Genomic DNA, 21,282 nt, shown 5'->3' on the forward strand with positions numbered 1-21,282 from the left:
CTGCCCTTACAGCGAAATATCGCGTTTCCAGAAAATGAAGTCGTATTGCTGCAGCCGGTCGGCCTTGCACTTGTATTGCCCGCCCGCCGTCGCCACGACCATGTCGAACAGGCCTTTCGCCACCTCGGGCAGCGGCTTGCCTTCGATGATCGGACCGCAGTCGTAGTCGATCAGGTCGGACAGTTTGGCGGCCACGCGGCTGTTGCTGGAGATTTTCAGCACGGGGACGATCGGGTTGCCGGTCGGGGTGCCGAGGCCCGTCGAGAACAGCACGACGTTCGCGCCCGAAGCCACGATGCCGGTGACGGATTCGACGTCGCCGCCCGGGGTGCACAGCAGTGCCAGGCCCTGCTTGTCCGTTTGCTCGCCGTAGTCCAGCACGGAGACGATCGGCGACGTGCCGCCCTTCTTCGCGGCGCCGGCCGATTTCATCGCATCCGTGATCAGGCCGTCGCGGATATTGCCGGGGCTCGGGTTGTCGGCGAAATGCGTGCCGACGGCCAGCGCGCGCTGTTCGAAGTCGCGCATCATGCCGAGGAAGCGGCGCTTGTCGTCGTCCTCGACGCAGCGTTCGATCAGCGACGACTCCACGCCGCACAGTTCCGGGAATTCCGCGAGGATCGACGAACCGCCGACGGCGACGACCATGTCCGACACATAGCCCATCGCCGGGTTGGCGGAAATGCCGGAAAAGCCGTCCGAGCCGCCGCATTTCACGCCGATCTTCAGGTGCGACAGCGGCATCGGCCGGCGCTGCACCTTGTTCGCTTCCTTCAGGTGCGTCAGGGTGTCCTGCAGCACCGCCTTCATCATCTTTTCTTCGCTGTCCCATTGCTGCTGTTCGTAGATCAGCACGGGCTTGGCGAAATCGGGGTTCTGCTTCGCGAGGGCGTCCTTGAACATGCCGATCTGCGCGTTCTGGCAGCCCAGCGAGAATACGGTGATGCCGGCCACGTTCGGGTGGTCGGCATACGCGGCGAGGATCTTGCACAGCGAGCGCGCGTCCGCGCGCGTGCCGCCGCAGCCGCCGTTGTGCGTGATGATGCGCACGCCGTCCACGTTCGGGAACGGGCGCACGACGGGCTTCGGCGCTTCCATGTCTTCGCCGAGCAGCTGGAACGTCAGCGACGCGAGGTCGTTGGTCGCATAGCCCAGCGGTCCTTCCAGCGCATTGCGCAGGTGCTCCACGTTGCGGTTCTCGCAGAACACGAGCGGGAAGATCAGCCAGTAATTGGCGGTGCCCACGCGGCCGTCCGCGCGCACGATGCCGTCGAATGTCGCTTCTTTCAGGTCCGCGACGTCGGGCGGCGTCCACGTATAAGGCTTCGACTCCCCGATCTCCACCTCGGACGCGTAATGCGCGAGGTTGTCCGTCGTGACGGCCTCCCCCTTGCGGATCGGCTGGGTGGCCTTGCCGACGACGACGCCGTACATGGACAGCAGCTCGCCCTCGGCGAAGGCGCGGCGCGCCAGTTTGTGCTTGGTCTTGACAGGCGTGGAGACGAGGATGTTCTCCCCGTTCCACGTCACGACATCACCCGGCGCCAGGTCGGTCAGGGCGACCAGCATGCTGTCGTCCGGGTGAATGCAGATTACTTTTTGCATGGTTGCCCAATCAGAGCTTGAAGTAGTTCTTGGCGTTTTCGTAGCAGATACCGCGCACGATGGTCGCCAGCGCATCGTAGTCTTCCGGATACTCGCCGCTGGCGACCCATTCGCCCAGCTGGCGGCACACGAGGCGGCGGAAGTAGTCGTGGCGCGGGTACGACGCGAAGCTGCGCGAGTCCGTCACCATGCCCACGAAGATGCCCAGCACGGAGTGATTGCCGAAGGCGAGGATCTGGTTCAGGTTGCCCAGCTTGTGGTCGTTGAACCACCAGGCCGGGCCGAACTGCACCTTGCCGGCCACGCTGCCGTCCTGGAAGTTGCCGATCATCGTCGAAAGCACTTCATTCATCGCCGGATTCAGGTTGAACAGCATCGTCTTCGGCAGCTGTTTACGGGAGTCGAGCGCAGACAGCAGCGCCACGAGGCCGTTACTCGTCGTCATATCGGAAATCGAATCGAAGCCGGTATCCGGACCCAAAGTCTCCAGCATACGCTGGTTATTGTTACGCATGGCACCGATGTGGAAGCACATCGTCCAGTCGTATTTCGCATAGACGCCCCCGATCGCCTCCAACAGCCCGCGCAGGTATTGCGCCTGTTCGAGGTCGCCCAGCAGCTCGCCGCGCATGCGCCTGGCGAACAGGCCGTCCAGCTGGTCGGCCGTCGCGGCGACGGCCGGCAGCGGGATGTCGATCGCGTGGTCCGAAATACGGCCGCCGCGCGCATGGAAGTATTCCACACGGTTGGCCAGCGCGGCGATCAACGACGTGAACGAATCGATCTTCACGCCGGACACGTCGGCAAGGCGGGCCACGTATTGTTCGAAGCCCGGGTTATTGATGCGCATGGCCTTGTCCGGACGGTAGGCCGGCAGCACGCGGGTCTTCAGCGCCGATTGCGCGATCTCGGCGTGCTGCAGCAGATCGTCGGCCGGGTCGTCCGTCGTGCAGGCGATTTCCACCTTGGCCTGCTCCAGGAACGTCCACGTGTCCATGCCGGCCAGTTTCGCGTTCGCCTGTTCCCAGATCGCTTCCGCGTTCTTCTCGTTGATGACCAGGTCGATGCCGAAGATGCGGCGCAGTTCCAGGTGGCTCCAGTGGTAGATCGGGTTGCCGATGGCGAGCGGCAGCACCTTGCAGAAGGCCAGGAATTTTTCCTTGTCCGAGCGGTCGCCCGTGCAGTATTCCTCCGGCACGCCCGCCGTGCGCATCAAACGCCATTTGTAATGGTCGCCGCCCAGCCACAGCTCGGCGATGTTGCGGAACTTCTTGCGCTCGGCGATCTCGCCCTGCTGCAGGTGCGAGTGGTAGTCGATGACCGGCAGGTCGGCGGCAACTTCATGATAAAGCTTGCGGGCGACGTCGGTGGTGAGGAGGAAATCCTGGTCCATGAAGGCGGTCATAGCGTGTAGCTCCTTGGTGGCTAAATCTGATATATCAGGATGGTAGGCCTAATATATTACCAGTGCAAGGACTTTGTGCCTTCGCGGCCGTTGGTGCGGATGTTATGCTTCGGTCATCGGCTCGTGACGCATGGATACAACGCTCACGGCCATCACTACCATCATGGATCCAAGAATGCTCGACTCATTTTTCAAACTGCGCCAGAGCGGCACCGACACGCGGACCGAGATCCTCGCCGGCGTCACCACGTTCCTGACCATGGCGTACATCATCTTCGTCAATCCCACGATCCTGGGCGACGCCGGGATGCCGAAGGACGCGGTGTTCGTCGCGACGTGCCTCGTCGCGGCGCTGGGCAGTCTCGTGATGGGCCTGTACGCCAACTACCCGATCGCGATGGCGCCCGGCATGGGCCTGAACGCCTATTTCGCCTACGCCGTCGTGCTGGGCATGAAGGTGCCCTGGCAGGCGGCGCTGGGCGCCGTGTTCGTGTCGGGCTGTTTGTTCATCCTCGTCTCCGTGTTCGGGCTGCGCGCGATGATCGTGAACGGCATCTCGCGGTCGCTGCGCGTGGCGATCACGGTGGGCCTCGGGATGTTCCTCGCGCTGATCGCGCTGAAGAGCGCCGGCATCGTCGTGGCCAGCCCGGCGACGCTCGTGCAGGCGGGCAACCTGCACAAGCCGGAGGCCATCATGGCGGTCGTCGGCTTCCTGCTGATCGTCACCCTCGACCGCCTCAAGGTACGCGGCGCGATCCTGATCGGCATCGTCGTCGTGACGATCCTCTCGTTCTTCTTCGGCGGGAACACGTTCCACGGCCTCGTCTCGGCCCCGCCGTCGATCGCGCCGACCTTCGGCCAGCTGGACATCAAGGGCGCCCTCGGCGCCGGCATCCTGAACGTGGTGCTCGTGTTCTTCCTCGTCGAGCTGTTCGATGCCACCGGCACGCTGATGGGTGTCGCCAGCCGCGCGGGCCTGCTCGTGGAAGGCAAGATGGAACGCCTGAACAAGGCCCTGTTGGCGGACAGCGCCGCGATCGTCGCCGGCTCCGTGCTGGGCACGTCGAGCACGACGGCGTATATCGAAAGCGCGTCGGGCGTGCAGGCCGGCGGCCGTACGGGCCTCACGGCGTTGACCGTGGCCGTGCTGTTCCTGGCCTGTCTGTTCATCGCCCCGCTCGCGGGCGTGGTGCCCGCGTACGCGACGGCGCCCGCGCTGCTGTTCGTCGCGTGCCTGATGCTGCGTGAGCTGGGCGACATCGAGTGGAACGACACGACGGAGGCGGTTCCGGCCGCGATCACGGCGCTCGTGATCCCGTTCACCTACTCGATCGCGGAAGGCATCGCGTTCGGCTTCATCACCTACGCGCTGCTCAAGCTGACGACCGGCCGCGCGCGCGAAGTCAAGCCGGTGATCTGGGTGATCGCGGCCCTCTTCGCCTTCAAGATCGTCTATATCGGCAACTGATACCGCCGCGCGACGCCGTTGGCTGGGCGGCCTCCGCCCGCGCGTGGCTGACGTGCCGCGAACGTTCGCGCGGGCGCGGGGTGTCCGCCCTACGCGGCGGCGGGTAACGGGCGGCCCGTTGCCAGCAGCTGCGCGAATTGGTCCGCCGGCACGGCGCGGCTGAACAGCCAGCCCTGCACGAGGTCGCATCCGAGGTCGGCCAGCAAAGCCAGCTGGCCGGCCGTCTCCACACCTTCCGCCACCACCGACAGCCGCAGGCCATGCGCCATCGCGACGACGGCGCGCGCGATCGCCAGGTCGTCGGCATCCGTCTCCAGGTCGCGCACGAACGAGCGGTCCAGCTTCAGGCGGTCGACCGGGAACCGCTTCAGGTAGTTCAGGTTCGAATAGCCGGTGCCGAAATCGTCGATGGCGAGCCGGATGCCCATCCCCTTCAGCCGCGCCAGCAGCGCGATGCTCTTGTCCGCGTCGGCCATCGACGCGCTCTCGGTCAGCTCCAGTTCGAGCAGGCCGGGTTCGAGCCCGCAGTCGTCCAGTACGCGCCGCACCGTGCCCACGATGCGTTCGTCGAACTGGTGCGCCGACAGGTTCACGGCCACCGGCACGACGGGCAGGCCCGCGCGCCGCCAGGCCTGCAACTGGCAGCACACCTTGTGCAGCACCCATTCCCCCATCTCGACGATCAGGCCCGATTCCTCGGCCAGCGGGATGAAGTCGCTCGGCGGCACGAGGCCCCGCTCCGGATGGCGCCAGCGCAGCAACGCCTCCGCGCTGACGATCGATTTGCCGTCGACGGCGATCTGCGGCTGGTAATGGAGCTCCAGCTCCTGGCGTTCGAGCGCCCGGCGCAGCGCGTTTTCCAGCTTGAAGCGCTCGTTCGCGTCGCGGTTCAGTTCCGGTCGGTAGAACGCGTAGCGCTGGCCGACACCGTCGGCCGCCTGGCGCAGCGCCGTTTCGGCGCCCCTCGCCAGCGTATCGTACGCGACGCCGTCGTTCGGATAGATCGCGATGCCGACGCTCGGGTCGAGGTGGAATTCGTCGTGCTGATACCTGTACGGTTGTCCCAGCGCGGCCAGCACGCGGCGTGCGCTGGCGGCCAGTTCGTCGGCGTCGGTGCGCAGCAGGGCCAGCGCGAACGCGCCTTCCGAGATGCTCGCGGCCATGTCCTGGCTGCCCACCGCGCGCAGGCGCGCGGCCGCTTCCTGCAGCAGGGCCTGTTCCGCGCCGGGTCCCAGCGCCTCGCGGATCAGGGCCATGCGTCCGAAGCGCACGAGCATGAAACCGAGCACGCGGCGGCCGGCCTGGGCCTGCACCTGTGCCTTGAGTTGGCGCAGGCGGTCGCGCAGCAGGTCGCGGTTCGGCAGGCCCGTGACGGCGTCGTAGTTGCTGGCATAGTGCAGCCGCTGCTCCGCGCCGCGCAATGCGGTGACGTCGATGCCGGTGCCGAGGACGAATTCGACGCTGCCGTCCTCGCGCCGCAGCAGCGTGTGCGTCCAGACGATGCTGCGCGTGCGCCCGTCGGGCGTCACCCATTCACCCTGCAGCCGCTGCGGCTGCGGGTCCTCGGCCAGGCCCGCGAACATGCGCCGGACGACCTCCGGGTCGGCGGCGCCGCGCACCACCTCCCAGTAGTGCCGCCCCATGGCCTGCGCCGCGCGCCAGCCCAGCGATTCTTCGCAGGCCCGGTTGAACGTCACGATGCGGCCTTCCGGGTCCGTCATGAGCACGAGCGTGCCCGCCGTCTCCACGATGGCGGACAGGCGGTTGCGCTCGGAGCGCAGCGCGTTCGTCCGCTCGACGACGAGCGCCTCGGCCCGCGTGTACAGGCGCGCGCGCTCGAGCGCGAGTGCGATCTGCTGCGCCACGCCGGCCAGCAGCGCGCGATCTTCGTTACTGAATGCGTCGTGCCGGGCGCGCGCGTGCAATTCGCCGAGCCGGCGCGTCCCTGCGAGCAGCGGCAGGCAAAGCTGCGCCGGGTCGTCTCCCGCGCGGCCGTCCGCGCACGCGCAGGCGCTGGGGACGGGCCCCTCGCCCCGTTGCGCGAGCACGCGCACGGCGCCGTCGGGCGCGGCGGTGCTGATGGCGGCGCCCGCGAGCGCCGGGAGCCTGATCAGGTGGTCCAGTGCGGCGCGCGCCACGTCGGTCTCGCCGGCCGCCTCGTTCAGGGCGCTCGCGATCCGGCCGAGCAGCGCGAGCGAATCGACCATGCGCGCGAGGTCCGTATTCAGGCGCTGGGTGTCCTCGTGGGTGGCCACGAGCAGTTCGTAGATGCGGCGCCGCTCGTCCGCCATCACTTCCAGCGGCCGCGCCGGGTCGCCCGCGTCCCGTCCCTGCAGGATGCGGCGCACGCGGTCGCGCAGCTGGTCGGCATCGTACGGCTTGGGCAGGAAGCCGTCGGCGCCCGCTTCCAGGCTGCGCACGATGTCCTGCAGCGTGGTCAGGCGCGTCAGCAGCAGGACGGGCACGGCGGCCAGCCCCGCATCGTCCTTCAGGGCGCGGCACAGCGCATAGCCGTCCATGCGCGGCATGGCGATGTCGCTGACGACCAGGTCGGGCGCCATGTCACGCGCCATTTGCAGTGCGGCCTCGCCGTCGGCGGCCACGCGCACGCGCGCGGGGCAGTCCGGGTCGTGCGCCAGCACCCGGGCCAGGTGTTCGGCCTGTGTCGGGCTGTCCTCGGCCACGAGGATTTCATAGGATCCCCGGGCGTTCTCTCTCTTGTGCGTTGTTGTCATCTTGTTCGCGCCGCGTTTGTTGGGCGGTCGTGCCGTCATGTCATACAGTCGGTGGCCGGTGCACCGCACACCCCGGCCGTCAGAACTTGCATTGATATTAGCTAAGATGGCTAAGCAATAACATTCGTAGCAGGTCTGTCCATGACAACGAATGTCATTACGAGCGAACCGGTTCGGCGCCGGTTTGGCGCCGCCTGGCCGCGTTCCGCTGCGGCGCGACACAATTTAGGGTAGGAAAACGCGAAGAAGCCTGTCACGAATTCTATGACAATTGCCCAGACACATTGTTGCCGTATGGCAACGTAAAAGCTCAGCCGGCGAGGCCGTGCTGGAGCGCGTAGCGGATGAGGGCCGCGTTCGTCGACAACCCCATCTTGCGGAAGATGCGGGTGCGGTAGGTGTTGACGGAGCTGATGCTGATGCCCAGCTCGGCTGCGACCTGCTTGATCTGCAAACCGGAACCGATCAGCGCGACGATTTCCGCTTCGCGCGGCGTCAGGCTGTGGTGCGGGGGGCGCCCACCCGGCCGCGCTTCGAGCGCGAGCAGTTCGCCCACCCGCGGCCCCAGCCATGTGCCGCCCGTGGCTGCGCGGCGCACCGCTTCCACGAGTTCCGCAGACGCCATCGCCTTGGAGACGTAGCCGAGCGCACCCGCGCGCAGCGAGGCGAGCGCGAATTTTTCCTCAGCGTGCATGCTGAGGATCACGACCCGCAGGTCGGGGAAATGGCGCCGCAGTTCGACGAGGCCGTCCAGCCCGTCGTAATCGGGCAGTGTCAGGTCCAGGATCACGACGTCTGGGTGAACCTGGGCGATGAGGGCCATCGCCTGCTTCAAGTCTGCGGCTTCGCCGACGATTTTTAGGTCGGCGCAGGGCCGTACGATCTTCTTGATTCCTTCGCGGATCAGTTCATGATCGTCGGCGATGACTAGCCTGATCAAAATGCTTCCTTCTTACATGCAAACCGGTATGTCGGCAAAGCAAGCATTCTAGGCAACGTTTACGCACGAATGCAAACACAATCTTTGATCAGTTAACAATTGCACCAGATTTTGGGGAATTTCTCCAGATAAATGTGTAAATTTTCTACGCGAAAGTATTTCGTCCGGCGCTTTGGGCTACAATGTCGCCTCCGCCGGCAGGCTCGGCCTGCCGCAGATGATCCGTGAACGACAGGCTGCGCATCGCTCCCGATGGCGACGGAAGGCAGCCAACCCGATGCCTATGAAATCTCTGATGCTTTGTGTGCTGGCACTGACCGGCGCGGGGGCGGCGATGGCCGCTCCGGACGACCTCGACAGCAGTGTGCCGTCGTCCAGTTACTTCACCCAGGCGCCGACGATGGCGATACCGGAAGGCAGCAACTGGTACACGTCGGCCGAGCTGGGTGCGATCACGACTTCGGGCAATACCGAAGGCACGTCCGTGACCGGCAAGATCGATGCGCGCCACGAGATGGCGAACTGGAGCAACGAATACATCGTCAGCGGCTATTTCAAGGAAGACGTCACGCACAACGACGACGGCTCCACGACCCGCACCCGCTCGGCCGAGCGCTACCAGGTGTCGGCGAAGGCGGCGTTCAAGCTGCTGGAAGACGGCAACCGTGCCTTCCTGCTCGGCTCGCACGTGAACGACAAGTTCGGCGCCTACACCCGCTATTCGTCGGTCGGCGTCGGCTACGGCACCCAGCTCCTCAAGCGCGACAATGAAACCGTCGACGTCGAAGTGGGTCCGGGTTATTTCCACGGCGAGAACGCGGCCGGCGGCGTCGAATCCGGCGTGACCGTGCGCGGCGCGGCCCAGCTGCGCTGGCGCGTGAGCCCGTCCGCGGCATTTTCGCAGAGCCTCAGCGTGGAACGGGGCACGTCGAACATGCACTCGATCGCCGAGACGGCGCTGTCCACCAAGATCAACGGCACGATGCAGATGAAGGCCGCGTTCAGCGCGCGCAGCGATACGAACGTGCCCGACAACAAGAAGAATACGGATACGCAGACGTCGCTGACGCTCGTGTACTCGTTCTGAAAACACAAACGGCCGGGATATCCCGGCCGTTCCTTTGCTCTTCCCCCTTGGCTTATTTCGACAGGATACGCCCGCTCAGCTGGATCGTGCCCTGCCCCGTCGCCATATCTTCCCCGCCCGTGATGTCGCCGCCGCCCGTCGCCTTGGCGTAACGGCCGGTGCCGCCCGTGACCTGGAACGTGGCGTTGCTGAACACGAATTTGGTGCCCACGCCCGTCGGCACGAACTGGCCGCTGTAGTTTGCGAAGATCAGTTCGCCGGTGAGCGTGGTGATCAGGAATTTGCCTTCGCTGAAGGTGTACGACGTGCCGCTCGGCGTGATGCAGTCGGTGGCCAGGAACGTGACCTTGTTGCCGACCAGGCTGCTGGTGCCGAAACCGAGAATGGTGCCGCCGAATTTGGATGCGCAGCGGGCGGACGGGCCCGGGATTTCCTGCAGCACACCGGACACCTTGAAGTCCTTGTACGTGGCCGGAGCGGCGGAAGCGCAGAGCGCGGCAGACATGAGGACGGCGCCGGTGGCGAAACGCAGGACAGACTTGAACATGAAGTTCTCCAAATAAATTGTTGAAACCGAATTTTAGCGATTTGCTATCGTTTCGTGTGGACGATTGTGTATTTTATTGTAATTGCGTTGGTAAATACGACACTTTTTGTGTCAATATTTCAACACATTCGTCCATCGGAGCGTGTCTTGGCGTAACGTGGCAGTGCATCCGCGAGATGCAGCCAGCGCACTTGCTGGGACGCAAAGGTATGGTCGGCCGGCGGTACGGCGTCCGGATCGTCCAGGCTGCACGTCGTGACGTCGATCTCGTCGGCGGCGCCGGCGTCGTGCCACGTCAGCTGCGTGCCGCACTGGCCGCAGAACAGGCGTTCGACGCCGGGGCTCGATGCGTTGCGGGCCGGACTGCCGCGGGTCCAGCGCAGGGCGTCGCGGCGCACGCTGAACCACGCGAGGGCGGGCGCACCGCTCGCGCGGCGGCAATCGACGCAGTGGCACAGCGTGGCGTTGAAAGGTTCTCCCGACGCCTCGTAACGCAGCGCGCCGCACATGCATCCGCCCTGCAGGCCCATCGCCCTCTCCCGTCGTCGTGTCAGCGCGCCGTGGCCGGCGTCCCGCTGCTTGCCGGCGCCGTCAGTAGCAACGCGGCGAGGCTGATGACGGACGCTGCGCTCAGATACCAGCCCACGGTCTGCACGCCGTAGTTGGTCGCGAGCCATGTTGCCACGTACGGCGCGAGCGAGGCGCCCAGGATGCCCGCCAGGTTGAACGTCAGCGATGCGCCCGTGTAGCGCACCTCGGGCGGGAACATTTCCGACAGCAAGGTGCCCAGCGGGCCATACGTCAGGCCGATCAGGCATTGGCCCAGCACGAGGAACAACGCGACGAGCGTCAGCTGGCCGGACCCGAACAGGGGGCCGAACAGCAGGCCGAACAGTGCCAGGCCGACGGACACGAGGATCATCGCGGCGCGCCGGCCGTGGCGGTCGGCCAGTACGGCGGCGATGGGGATCGTGAGGCCGAAGAAGACGATGGCGCCCAGTTGCAGCAGCAGGAAGGTCTGGCGCGAATAGCCCAGCGCGGACGTACCCCAGCTCAGGGCGAACACGGTCATCAGGTAGAACACGACGAACGTGGCCAGCGCGGCGAGCGTGCCCAGCACGAGGGCGCGCGTGTGGTTCGCGAACACGGCCGCGACGGGCAGCTTCACGCGCTCGTTACGATCGAGCACGGCCTGGAAATCCGGCGTTTCCGTGATCTTCAGGCGCACGTACAGGCCGACCAGGACCAGCAGCGCACTGGCGAGGAACGGAATCCGCCAGCCGTAACGCAGGAAATCGGCATCGGACAGGGTCTGCGACAGCAGCAGGAACACGCCGCTCGACAGGAAGAAGCCGATCGGCGCGCCCAGCTGCGGGAACATGCCGTACCACGCGCGCTTGCCCGGCGGCGCGTTTTCCGTCGCCAGCAGCACGGCCCCGCCCCACTCGCCACCCAGGCCGAGGCCCTGGCCGAAGCGGCACAGCGCGAGCAGCAGCGGCGCCACCGTGCCGATCGTGGCATAGGTGGGCAGCAGGCCGATGAAGACGGTGGACAGGCCCATCGTCAGCAGCGCGGCCACGAGCGTGGCCTTGCGCCCGACGCGGTCGCCGAAGTGGCCGAACACGGCCGAGCCGACGGGGCGCGCGAAAAAGGCGATGGCGAACGTGGCCAGCGACTGGAGCGTGGCCGCCGCGGGATCCCCGGCCGGGAAGAACAGCTTCGGGAACACGAGCACGGCGGCCGTGGCATAGATATAAAAGTCGAAGAACTCGATGGTGGTGCCGATGAGGCTGGCGAACAGGACGGTCGCCGGGCGGTTCTGCGGGGTGTGCGTCGCGGTACCGGTCATGCGGCACCGGCCTGCGACAACGCGTCGGCGAGCTCGCTGCTCGCGACCGGGCGCACGACGCGCGCGACTTCCTGGCCATCCTTGAGCACGACGACGGTCGGCCACAGCTTCACCTTGAACGAACGGCCCAGCTTGCGTCCGGGGCCGTCCTCGACCTTGATGTGCTGGACGCCGGGGTACGGTGCCAGCGCGTCGTCGATGAGGCTGGCTGCCGCCTGGCAATAGCCGCACCAGTTCGTGCCGAAGTCGAGGGCGACCACGCCGGGCAGCGCGTCGATGGCGCCGCGCTCGGGCTGCGCCGTGTCATAGGGTTTGCTCATGCATGTCTCCATGTTGTCGATCACGCTAGCCTACAACAAAACATGCCACTGGAGTAAGTCCAGGCCGCTTTTAAGGCGGCCACAACGTGAAACACCGAACGGAATATGGCCGGGACCGGTGGCATCCTGCACTTGTATCGACCAAGGAGGCCATCATGTCCGATAACCTGCAAAACCGCGGCCAGCAGGACCGCACGCGCATCAACCTGCACGAAAAATGGGAAGTCCAGTACTGGACCAGGGAACTGGGCGTGACCGAGGAAGAGCTGGCGAAGGCCGTCAAGGACGCCGGCAGCAGCAGCGCCGAGGCGGTTCGCCAGCACCTGCGCGGCACGCGTCACTGATCCGGTAAGTACTTTGCCCGACGCCCGCCCGGCCCCGCCGGCCGGGCGCCATCCTTTCGCGCGTGCTCCCGCGCAACCCGTCCTTTCGAAAGGAGCCCGATGACTATCCGCGGCTATTTCTCCAATCTCGACATCAGCTGGACCAATGCGTCCGTGGCACTGACCGCGGCCGTCGTCAGCTTCATCGCCATCCACGGCGCCGTGCGCCTGTTCCGCCGCCGTCTCGACCAGTTCGACGACGAGCGCGCCCATAAACCCATCGTCGAAGTCCTGCGCCATACGCTCGCGCGCACGAGCAACCTCGCCGTCCTCGCGACCTCGATCCTGATCGGCGTGTCGATGCTCGACCTGCCGCCGCCGTGGAACCAGCGCATCGGCCACCTGTGGTTCATCACGCTCGGCGCGCAACTCGCCCTGTACCTGCACCACGCGATCGCCGTGACGGCGCGGCGCTACTTCCGCGTGCACGGCAAGGGCCTGGAAAACGACCAGGTCACCGTCGCGCACACCCTCATGATCTGGGCGCTGCAATGGAGCGTGTGGACCGTGTTCCTGCTGGCGATGCTGTCCAACCTCGGCATCAACGTGACGACGTTCGTCGCGAGCCTGGGCATCGGCGGCGTGGCCATCGCGCTGGCCGTGCAGAACGTCCTCGGCGACCTGTTCGCGTCCCTCGCGATCGCGACCGACAAGCCGTTCGAAGTGGGCGACGCGATCTCGGTGCCCGAATTCTTCGGCACGATCGAGCACGTGGGGCTCAAGACGACCCGGATCCGCGCGCTGTCGGGCGAGCAGATCGTGATCGCCAACGCGGAGCTCCTGCGCAAGACGGTTCACAACTTCAAGCGCCAGAACACGCGGCGCGTGCAGTACACCCTGCGCATCAATCCCGCCACGCCGCACGAACTCGCGGCGCAGCTGCCGGAACGGGTGGGCGCCATCATCGCGGCCAGGGACAAGGTGAAACTCGACCACGTCAACCTGACGACGATGGACCAGAACTACCTGGAATACGACATCGTCTACAACCTGACGGACGCCAACTACGGCCTGTACCTGCAGACCCAGCAGGCCGTGCTGCTGGAGACGATGCAGCTGCTGCGCGACCTGGACATCTCGACGGCGCCGCGCGCGCAGGAACTGCTGCTGCGGCAACCGGCCGCCAACGACGCGCGCAGCGAGGTCCCCGCGCCCCCGCAGGCCCGGCCCATGCATTGACCAGCGGAACCGGACGCCGCCTCCCGGCGTCCGGCCCTATCATCCGAGCCTCCAATGTTCGATCAGGAGGTCACGATGCAGCAACATCAACCCGCGCAACAACAGACGCCGCCCGGCCACGAGGCGCAACTGACGCCGAAAGCGGACCACGGCGAAACGAGCTATGTCGGCCACGGCCGGCTCAAGGACAAGGCCACCGTCATCACGGGCGGCGACAGCGGCATCGGCCGCGCCGTCGCCCTCGCCTTCGCGCGCGAAGGGGCCGACGTGCTGATTTCCTACCTCGACGAGCATGACGATGCGCGCGAGACGGAACGCCTCGTACGCGAGGCCGGCCGGAAAGCGGTGCTGGTCCCCGGCGACATCGCGGATCCCGCCCACTGCCGCGCCATCGTCGACCGCGCGGTACAGGCATTCGGCCGCATCGACGTGCTGGTGAATAATGCGGCGTTCCAGATGACGCGCGAGTCGCTGGACGAGATCCCGGACGACGAATGGGACCGCACGTTCGCGGTCAACATCTCGGCCATGTTCCACATCTGCAAGGCGGCCGTGAAGCACATGAAGCCCGGGTCGTCGATCATCAACACGACGTCGATCAACTCGGACAATCCGAAGCCGACCCTGCTGCCGTACGCGACCACGAAGGGCGCGATCGCCAACTTCACGGCCGGCCTCGCGCAGCTGCTGGCGGAAAAAGGGATACGTGTGAACTCCGTCGCGCCGGGGCCGATCTGGACGCCGCTGATCCCGTCGACGATGCCGCCGGACCAGGTAGAGAGCTTCGGCCAACAGGTGCCGATGAAGCGCCCGGGCCAGCCGGTGGAAGTGGCGCCCGTGTACGTGATGCTGGCGTCGGACGAAGCCAGCTACATTTCCGGGGCGCGCATCCCGGTCACGGGCGGCACCCCGATCTTGTGAGACGCACGCGCTTCGTGGGCGGAGGCCGCCCACCCTACGCCATGGCAGGCCGCAGGGTGGGCACACCGTGCCCACGAAGCATATCCGCGCCCTAGGCGTCGTTCGGCGGCGGCAGCGTGATGCCTTCCTGCTGCAGTTCCGGCTGCGGCGGCGCCGGCGGTTCATTCTCGGGCGGCTGCGGCGTGTCGGGCGGCGGGCCGCCTTCCTGCTGCATGTCGCCGCCCTCTTCCATGTCTTCCTCGGGCGGCGGCTCCGCGTGACGCGTCACGGGTTCGGGTTTGCGCCCGCCCGGGAACAGCGCGTCGCCGCTGATCTTGCCGCTGTCGAGCGCGGACTTGAAGAAGTCGCCCACGAGCAGGATCGCGCTGTGCCCGCCCTGCCCCCAGTAGTTCGACCGCATCGTGACGCGGTTGTCGTTGAAGCCGACCCACGCGCCCGCGACGAGGTTCGGGTGCATCATGATGAACCAGCCGTCCGCGTTGTTCTGCGTGGTGCCCGTCTTGCCCGCCACGTCGGCCGTGATGCCGAAGCGGTAGCGGATGCCCGTGCCCGTGCCGCGGTTGATCACGCCGCGCATCATGTCGATCAGGGTGACGGCCGACTCCTGCGACAGCACGCGCTGCGGCGTCTGCGACGCGAAGTCCGCGACGACCTGGCCGTTGCGGTCCGTGATGCGGCGCACGAACACCGGTTTGCGGTATTCGCCCTGCGCGGCGATCGACGAATACGCGTTGACCATCTCCAGCAGGGTGACCGGGCTGGAACCGAGCGCGATCGACGGCACGGGCGCCAGCTTGCTCGTGCGGACGCCCAGGTCCTGCGCCAGCTTGACGACGGGCGCCACGCCGATGTCGCGCACGACCTGCGCCGTGATCGTGTTCTTCGAATAGACGAGGCCATCGCGCATGGTCAGCTGACGGCCCGTCGTGCCGCTGTTGTCCGTCGGGCGCCACACGGTGCCGTCGTCGAAGCGGATCGTCGTGACGGCGTCCAGGTAGGCGTGGTCCGGCGCGATGCCCTTCTCCAGCGCGGCGGCGTAGACGATCGGCTTGAACGTGGAGCCGGGCTGGCGCGCGGCCTGGGCCACGTGGTCGTACTGCTCCTTCTCGAAGTCGCGGCTGCCCACCCATGCCTTGATCTCGCCCGTCGTCGGGTCCATCGCGAGGAAGCCCGCCTCCAGGCGCGATTTCGACGCCTTCAGCTGGCGCATGAAGTTGCGGTCCGCCTTCAGCTTCTTCAGGACCGCGACCGGGTTCTCGCCGCCGTCGACGGCCTTGCGGTAGTCGGACGATTCGCGGATGAACGTCTCCAGCAGTTCGCCGTGCGACTGCCAGTAGTATTCGAACGGGTTGACGCCGTCGCGCATGTCGACATAGGTCTGGGTGGACGTCGCGTTGATCGGCCAGGAATGGGCCCAGTCGACGTCGGCGATGGCCTGCAGCGCGCCGGCCTGGCGTTCGACGGCGCGCTGCGCGGCCTGCTGCAGGTCGTAGTCGAGCGTCGTCTGCACGACGAGGCCGTCCTGCTGCAGGTCGGCGTCGTGCTTCTCGGCCCAGTCGACGAGCCAGCGCCGCACATAGGCCGTGAAGTGGTCGTCCTTGCCGTTGCGTTCCGCCATGCGCGCGAAATGCAGGCGCAGCGGCCGTTTCACGAGCTGGCGGTACCTGGCCTCGTCGATGGCGCCCGCCTTCAGCATCTGCCCCAGCACGACGTTGCGGCGCGCGAGCGAACGTTCCGGGTTCGTCACGGGGTTGTAATAGGCCGTGCCCTTCAGCATGCCGACGAGCGTGGCCGCTTCCGTCTCGTTCAGCTGGGCGGCCGTCTTGTTGAAGTACGTGTGCGCGGCCGCCTCGATGCCGTACGTGTTGTACAGGAACGGGACGGTGTTCAGATAGGCTTCGAGGATTTCCGTCTTGCTGTACGTGTTCTCGATCTTGAAGGCGGTGATGAGTTCCTTCAGCTTGCGGTTGATGTTGCGCGCGCGTCCGATCTCGTCGCGGAACAGGTTGCGCGCAAGCTGCTGGGTGATCGTCGAGCCGCCCTGCGCATCGCCCTTCAGGTTGGCGACGAAGGCGCCGGCGATGCGCGTGAAGTCGACGCCGTGGTGGTCGTAGAAGCGGTGGTCCTCCGTCGCGATGAGGGCATTGACGACGTTCGGCGACACGGCCGACAGCGGCACCTTCATCTGGATGCCCTGCTCGAAACTGGCCAGCTGGCGGCCGTCGGCCGAGACGACGACGGTGGGCTGCGCCACGCGGGCCTGCTTGACGTCCTCGATGCCTGGCGTGAGCGGAAACAGCAGCGCGATCCAGACGGCGAACAGCGTCACGAGCAGCAGTGCGAGTCCGGCGGCGATGTACAGCCAGCGCAGGTGCGGCGGTTTGGTCATCAGGTGCCCGTGCGCCCGCGCATAGGCTTCCCTGGCGCGGGCCCCGGCGCGGTCGATCATCCTGCGTTCGCGTCCGTTCCAGCCCTTGCCCTCGTTATGGTCTTCCACTCTCGTTTCTTCCTGTCAGCTAGCTTGTCAATGGCGGCACAAGTATAGCCGACGGCCCGCTGACTTTCGGTTAGCGCACGCTCATACCGTTCGCGTCATGCGGTATCATGTTCCGCCCCGTGCGCAGTAGGCGCTCGACGTCGGCGCCGGACGCCGCCTGTGCATATACGTGGCCCTGCACCTCGTCGCAGCCGCGCCGGCGCAGGTAGTCCAGTTGCGCTTCGGTTTCCACGCCCTCGGCGATCACGCGCATGCGCAGGCCGCGCGCGAGCTCGATGATGGCCGCGACCATCGCCGCGTCGTCCTCGCTGAACGGGATGTCGCGCACGAAGCTGCGGTCGATCTTGAGCACGTCCACGGGAAAGCGGCGCAGGTACGACAGGCTCGAATAGCCGGTGCCGAAATCGTCGATCGACAACTGCACGCCCATCTGCTTCAGTTCGCGCATCGTGCGGATCGCGCTTTCCACGTCCCCCATCACGAGGCTTTCCGTGATCTCCACTTCGAGGCAGCCCGCCGACAGGCCCGTCTCGTCCAGCACGCGGGCGATCTCGCGCACGAGGTTCGGTTCGGCGAACTGGCGTGCCGACAGGTTCACGGCGATGCGCAAATGACCCAGTCCGGCATGCTGCCACGCGCGGCTCTGGCGGCACGCCGTGCGCAGCACCCACGCGCCGATGGGGACGATCAGGCCCGTCTCCTCGGCCAGGTTGATGAAGCGGTCGGGCCGCACCATGCCCAGGCTCGGATGGCGCCAGCGGATCAGCGCTTCCAGTCCGACCACGGCGCCGGTCTCCAGGTCGACCTGCGGCTGGTAGTACAGCTCGAACTCGTCGTGCACGAGCGCGCTGCGCAGCGCGCCTTCCAGTGCGAGGCGTTCGCGGGCGCGGGCATTCATCGTCGGCATGTAGAACTGCACCATGTTGCGGCCCAGTTCCTTGGACCGGTACATGGCCACTTCCGCGTGCTGGATCAGCGTGGCGGCGTCGGTGCCGTCGGCCGGGAACGCGGCCAGGCCGGCGCTGCCCGTGAGGACGAGGTCCTGCCCATGCAGCTCGAGCGGGTGGGCGAGCGCCTGCAGCACGGCGTTGACGGTGGCCGCCGCGTCGGACTCGTTCTCGCGGCCCGGCAGCACGAGCACGAATTCGTCGCCGCCCGTGCGGGCCACGGTGTCCGTGCGCCCGACGGCCGCGCTGATGCGCTGTGCGGCGGCCTTCAGCAATTCGTCGCCGGCGTCGTGGCCCAGCGTATCGTTGACGAACTTGAAGTGGTCGAGGTCCAGCGCCGCCACCCACACCGTGGCGCGCCCGGCCGCGAGGTTGATCGCGTTGTCGATGCGATCGTGCAGCAGCGCGCGGTTGGCGAGGCCCGTCAGCGTGTCGAAGCGGGCGCGCGCCTCCAGCTCGGCCTCGTAGCGCTTGGCCATCGTCACGTCGTACTGCGCCAGCACGAAGTGCGTCGTCACGCCGTCTTCGTTGTTGACGGGCGCGATATACACCTCGGCATACATGTCCTCGCGGCCGCGCCGCAGCAGGCGCATCGACACGTGGCCCTCGCGCCGCTCGCGGATGGCGGCGCGCAGTTCGGCCACGCCCGCCTGGTCGGGTTCGCGGTTGCCCACGTCGAGCAGGCCCCGCCCGACCACCTCGGACGCCGTCACGCCCCGCATGCGTTCGAACGCCGGGTTCACGTACTCGATGGGGTAGCCGGGCCGCGTCGCGCTCACGAGGATGATGGCGTTCGCGCTGGCGTCGATGGCGCGCCGGTACAGCCGCAGCGCGTCGAGGGCGTCGTGCAGGTCGGCGGTGCGGCTTTCGACGAGCGCCTCGATGCGGCGTGTGCGCTTGACGCGGCTTTGCACGTACGCGGACGTGGCGATGCTCACGAGGCAGCCGAGGACGAGCGCGATGAGGGCGCCGGCGCTGCCCGCCATTTCGCTTGAGCGCCCGGTGACGCGCAGCTCCCACGGCATGCCGGCCACCTCGAACGTGTGGCGATTCGTGAAGACGGCGTCGCCGAGCCACGCGTGCCAGGCGGGCCGGCTCGTGCGGTCCAGCGCGTCGTGCAGAAAGGCGCGCTGCGGGCCGTCGAGGCCGCGGCCCGTCAACTCGATCCGGAGGCCATTGCGCACCAACATGTTCGATTTGGCGAGCGTCGTGCTAACCAGCGTGGCGACGTCGATCACGACGGCCGTGTCGCCCAGCGCCGCGGCGCTGCGCGCGGCCGCGTTCGTGAGCGCCGCCCCGCGCCGGTATACGGGCATCATCAAGATGAAGCCGAGATGGTCGCCGCGCTGCAGTAACGGCAGCATGACGCTGGACGCCGGCTGGCCCGTGTCGATGGCGCGCATGAACGTGGAGCCCTGCTGGGCGAACGAAAAGGCGTCGTAGCCGAGGGTGACCTCATTGCCCGCCATCGGCTCGATGTAGTCGACGACGAGGTAGCGCGGGCGCGGCGCCGCGCGCACGAGCGTGACCCCGTTCCCGTTCACGCGGCGTTCGCGGATCTCGAAGCCGGGCCGGAAGCGCTGGTTCTCCGCCTCGAACGCGGCGCGCTCGTGGCTTGCCACCATGCGGTGGAACACGACGGCCTGCAGGTAAGGATGGCTGGCCAGCAGCGGCCGGGTAAAGGCGCCGAACTCGTCGCGGCTGGCGATGCCCACGGAGGAAAACAGGGCGTTGGCCGCCCGCAGCACGTCGAGTGCGTCGCCGAAGCTGCGCGTCACGGTGGCGTTGCGGATTTCCGCGCGCTGCAGGAATTCGGAGCGGGCCCGTTCGCGTTCCGCGTTGACCATCCCGACGACCAGTACGGCAGTAAGACCCAGTCCCGCCAGCAGTGTCAGCACCGCGGCAGGGGTCAGGGGCCGCGCGCGGGCGCGGCCGAGGCGCACTTTCCGTGTCAGCATGCCCCATGCTAGCGCATTTGCACACGCGGGCGTGGCTTATTTCCGTGCCGCCTCAGTCTGCCGTCGGCGGTTGTGCCGGCGCCGCGTCCGGGGCCGGTACGCGGCCCAGCTGGAGCCGCGCGAGGGTCGGATAAAGAGGCGGACTGATCAGGCGCGCGACGGCAAATGCGATCAGCGCACACGCCATCAGGCTCAGCACCATGGCGTGGCCGTCCACCATCTCCATTACGATGATGAAGGCCGTCAGCGGCGCCTGCGTGGCGGCCGCGAGGAAGCCGACCATGCCCAGCGCGATCAACGCCGGTACCTGCATGCCATATAACAGCAGCGCGACGTCGTTGCCGAACGCGGCGCCGATCGCGAGCGACGGCGCGAAGATGCCGGCCGGGGCGCCGGACCACGTCGTCAGCCACGTCGCGAGGAATTTGAAGGGCGCGTAGGCGAACGGCATTGCCGCACTGCCCTCCACCATCGTGCGCGTGGTGGCGTAGCCGGAACCGAACGCGGCGCCGCCCGTCGCGACGCCGATCAGGGCGACGCCGAGGCCGCACGCGGCCGCGAACAGCACGGGCCGGCGCGCGCGCCAGCGGCTGACGCGGTCGGGACTGGCACCGGACAGCGACGCGATCATCAGGCGCGAGAACAGCCCGCCGGCCAGGCCGGACAGCACGGCGACGAGCAGGCCCGGCAGCAGGAGGTCCATGCCGATTGCAGGTGCGTGGATGACGCCGAAATACGCGCCGTTGCCGTGTGCCGAAACGGCGACGAGGCCCGCCAGCACGATGCCTGCGATGATCAGGCCGCTGGAGCGCTGTTCCGGCGCCCGCGCCAGTTCCTCGATGGCGAACATGACGCCGCCGAGCGGCGTGTTGAACGCGGCGGCGATGCCCGCCGCGCCGCCCGCGACGAGCAGCCCGTGGACGCCGACGGCGCTGCCGGCCGGGATCAGGCGGCGCGCCTGCAGCATGACGCCGGCCGCGATCTGCACGGACGGCCCTTCGCGCCCGAGCGACAGGCCGCCCAGCAGGCCGCCGGCCGTCAGCAGGATCTTGGCCACGGACAGCCGCAGAGAAACGAACAGGCCGCGCTCGGCCTCGCCGACCTTCGTGTCGAGCGTGGCCATCACTTGCGGGATGCCGGAACCGCCGGCGCCGGGCGCGAAGCGGCGCGTGCACCAGACGACCACAGCGGTACACAACGGGGTCCAGATGAGCGGGCTCCACCACGCGAGGGCGCGCAGGGCGGCGAAACGCCCGTAGGCCACCTCGGCCAGCCAGGTAAAACCGACGACCGTGAGGCCCGCCGCGGCGGACAGCAGGACGACGATGCCGCGCACGGTCCACAGGCGCCAGTCGCCCAGTTCGCGGCGCAGGTCCGGTGCAGTATTCATGGTTTGACCCGCTTTCGATATCGTTGCCTGAATACCGTGTTCCGGCGGCCT

Annotated in this window: 16 protein-coding genes; 5 read left to right on the plus strand and 11 right to left on the minus strand. The window is 67.2% G+C overall.

Annotated features, from left to right (window positions below):
* Nucleotides 1-6: 6 nt before the first annotated feature.
* Nucleotides 7-1,605: a UxaA family hydrolase gene (locus tag ACEN98_RS31150; RefSeq protein WP_413388687.1), complete on the minus strand. Its 1,599-nt coding sequence runs from the start codon at nt 1,603-1,605 to the stop codon at nt 7-9.
* A 10-nt stretch (nt 1,606-1,615) separates the two neighbouring features.
* Entirely contained in the window at nt 1,616-3,010 is a 1,395-nt protein-coding gene (gene uxaC, locus ACEN98_RS31155) for a glucuronate isomerase (protein ID WP_413388689.1), read from the minus strand.
* A 175-nt stretch (nt 3,011-3,185) separates the two neighbouring features.
* On the opposite strand from uxaC, the gene ACEN98_RS31160 reads away from it, so the two are divergent.
* Complete coding sequence (locus tag ACEN98_RS31160; RefSeq protein ID WP_413388691.1) at nt 3,186-4,478, plus strand: NCS2 family permease; 1,293 nt, start codon at nt 3,186-3,188, stop codon at nt 4,476-4,478.
* A gap of 89 nt (nt 4,479-4,567) precedes the next feature.
* Here ACEN98_RS31160 and ACEN98_RS31165 read toward each other — a convergent pair whose 3' ends face one another.
* On the minus strand, nt 4,568-7,213 hold the full coding sequence (locus ACEN98_RS31165) for an EAL domain-containing protein (protein WP_413388694.1): 2,646 nt from the start codon (nt 7,211-7,213) through the stop codon (nt 4,568-4,570).
* 310 nt (nt 7,214-7,523) lie between these two features.
* On the minus strand, nt 7,524-8,153 hold the full coding sequence (locus ACEN98_RS31170; protein ID WP_413388696.1) for a response regulator: 630 nt from the start codon (nt 8,151-8,153) through the stop codon (nt 7,524-7,526).
* Nucleotides 8,154-8,448: 295 nt separating this feature from the next.
* On the opposite strand from ACEN98_RS31170, the gene ACEN98_RS31175 reads away from it, so the two are divergent.
* Nucleotides 8,449-9,240, plus strand: a complete 792-nt coding sequence (locus ACEN98_RS31175; RefSeq protein ID WP_413388698.1) for a YdiY family protein — start codon at nt 8,449-8,451, stop codon at nt 9,238-9,240.
* Between the two features lie 52 nt (nt 9,241-9,292).
* Here the strand turns inward: ACEN98_RS31175 and ACEN98_RS31180 are convergent, their stop codons facing one another.
* The 4 genes from ACEN98_RS31180 to ACEN98_RS31195 form a co-directional block, all read right to left on the minus strand.
* On the minus strand, nt 9,293-9,787 hold the full coding sequence (locus ACEN98_RS31180) for a hypothetical protein (RefSeq protein WP_413388700.1): 495 nt from the start codon (nt 9,785-9,787) through the stop codon (nt 9,293-9,295).
* 119 nt (nt 9,788-9,906) lie between these two features.
* On the minus strand, nt 9,907-10,317 hold the full coding sequence (locus tag ACEN98_RS31185; RefSeq protein WP_413388702.1) for a GFA family protein: 411 nt from the start codon (nt 10,315-10,317) through the stop codon (nt 9,907-9,909).
* A gap of 20 nt (nt 10,318-10,337) precedes the next feature.
* Entirely contained in the window at nt 10,338-11,636 is a 1,299-nt protein-coding gene (locus ACEN98_RS31190) for an MFS transporter (protein WP_413339892.1), read from the minus strand.
* On the minus strand, nt 11,633-11,956 hold the full coding sequence (locus tag ACEN98_RS31195) for a thioredoxin family protein (RefSeq protein ID WP_413388704.1): 324 nt from the start codon (nt 11,954-11,956) through the stop codon (nt 11,633-11,635). The genes ACEN98_RS31190 and ACEN98_RS31195 overlap by 4 nt, the downstream gene beginning before the upstream one ends.
* Nucleotides 11,957-12,111: 155 nt before the next feature.
* Between ACEN98_RS31195 and ACEN98_RS31200 the strand changes: the two genes are divergently transcribed.
* The 3 genes from ACEN98_RS31200 to ACEN98_RS31210 all read left to right on the plus strand — a co-directional run bounded on the left by ACEN98_RS31200 (nt 12,112) and on the right by ACEN98_RS31210 (nt 14,439).
* On the plus strand, nt 12,112-12,300 hold the full coding sequence (locus tag ACEN98_RS31200; RefSeq protein ID WP_413388706.1) for a DUF3606 domain-containing protein: 189 nt from the start codon (nt 12,112-12,114) through the stop codon (nt 12,298-12,300).
* A 99-nt stretch (nt 12,301-12,399) separates the two neighbouring features.
* Nucleotides 12,400-13,518, plus strand: a complete 1,119-nt coding sequence (locus ACEN98_RS31205) for a mechanosensitive ion channel family protein (RefSeq protein WP_413388708.1) — start codon at nt 12,400-12,402, stop codon at nt 13,516-13,518.
* A gap of 54 nt (nt 13,519-13,572) precedes the next feature.
* On the plus strand, nt 13,573-14,439 hold the full coding sequence (locus ACEN98_RS31210) for an SDR family oxidoreductase (RefSeq protein WP_413388710.1): 867 nt from the start codon (nt 13,573-13,575) through the stop codon (nt 14,437-14,439).
* A 91-nt stretch (nt 14,440-14,530) separates the two neighbouring features.
* Here the strand turns inward: ACEN98_RS31210 and ACEN98_RS31215 are convergent, their stop codons facing one another.
* From ACEN98_RS31215 to ACEN98_RS31225, 3 genes are all read right to left on the minus strand, one after another.
* Nucleotides 14,531-16,936, minus strand: coding sequence for a penicillin-binding protein 1A (locus ACEN98_RS31215; RefSeq protein ID WP_413388712.1), 2,406 nt, complete (start codon nt 16,934-16,936; stop codon nt 14,531-14,533).
* 70 nt (nt 16,937-17,006) lie between these two features.
* Nucleotides 17,007-19,841: an EAL domain-containing protein gene (locus tag ACEN98_RS31220; RefSeq protein WP_413388714.1), complete on the minus strand. Its 2,835-nt coding sequence runs from the start codon at nt 19,839-19,841 to the stop codon at nt 17,007-17,009.
* 52 nt (nt 19,842-19,893) lie between these two features.
* Nucleotides 19,894-21,231 (minus strand): chloride channel protein, encoded by a 1,338-nt coding sequence (locus ACEN98_RS31225; RefSeq protein WP_413388716.1) that lies wholly within the window; start codon nt 21,229-21,231, stop codon nt 19,894-19,896.
* Nucleotides 21,232-21,282 lie beyond the last annotated feature (51 nt).

The organism is Massilia sp. CT11-137, from assembly GCF_047302885.1.
Taxonomy (GTDB): domain Bacteria; phylum Pseudomonadota; class Gammaproteobacteria; order Burkholderiales; family Burkholderiaceae_D; genus Telluria; species Telluria orientalis.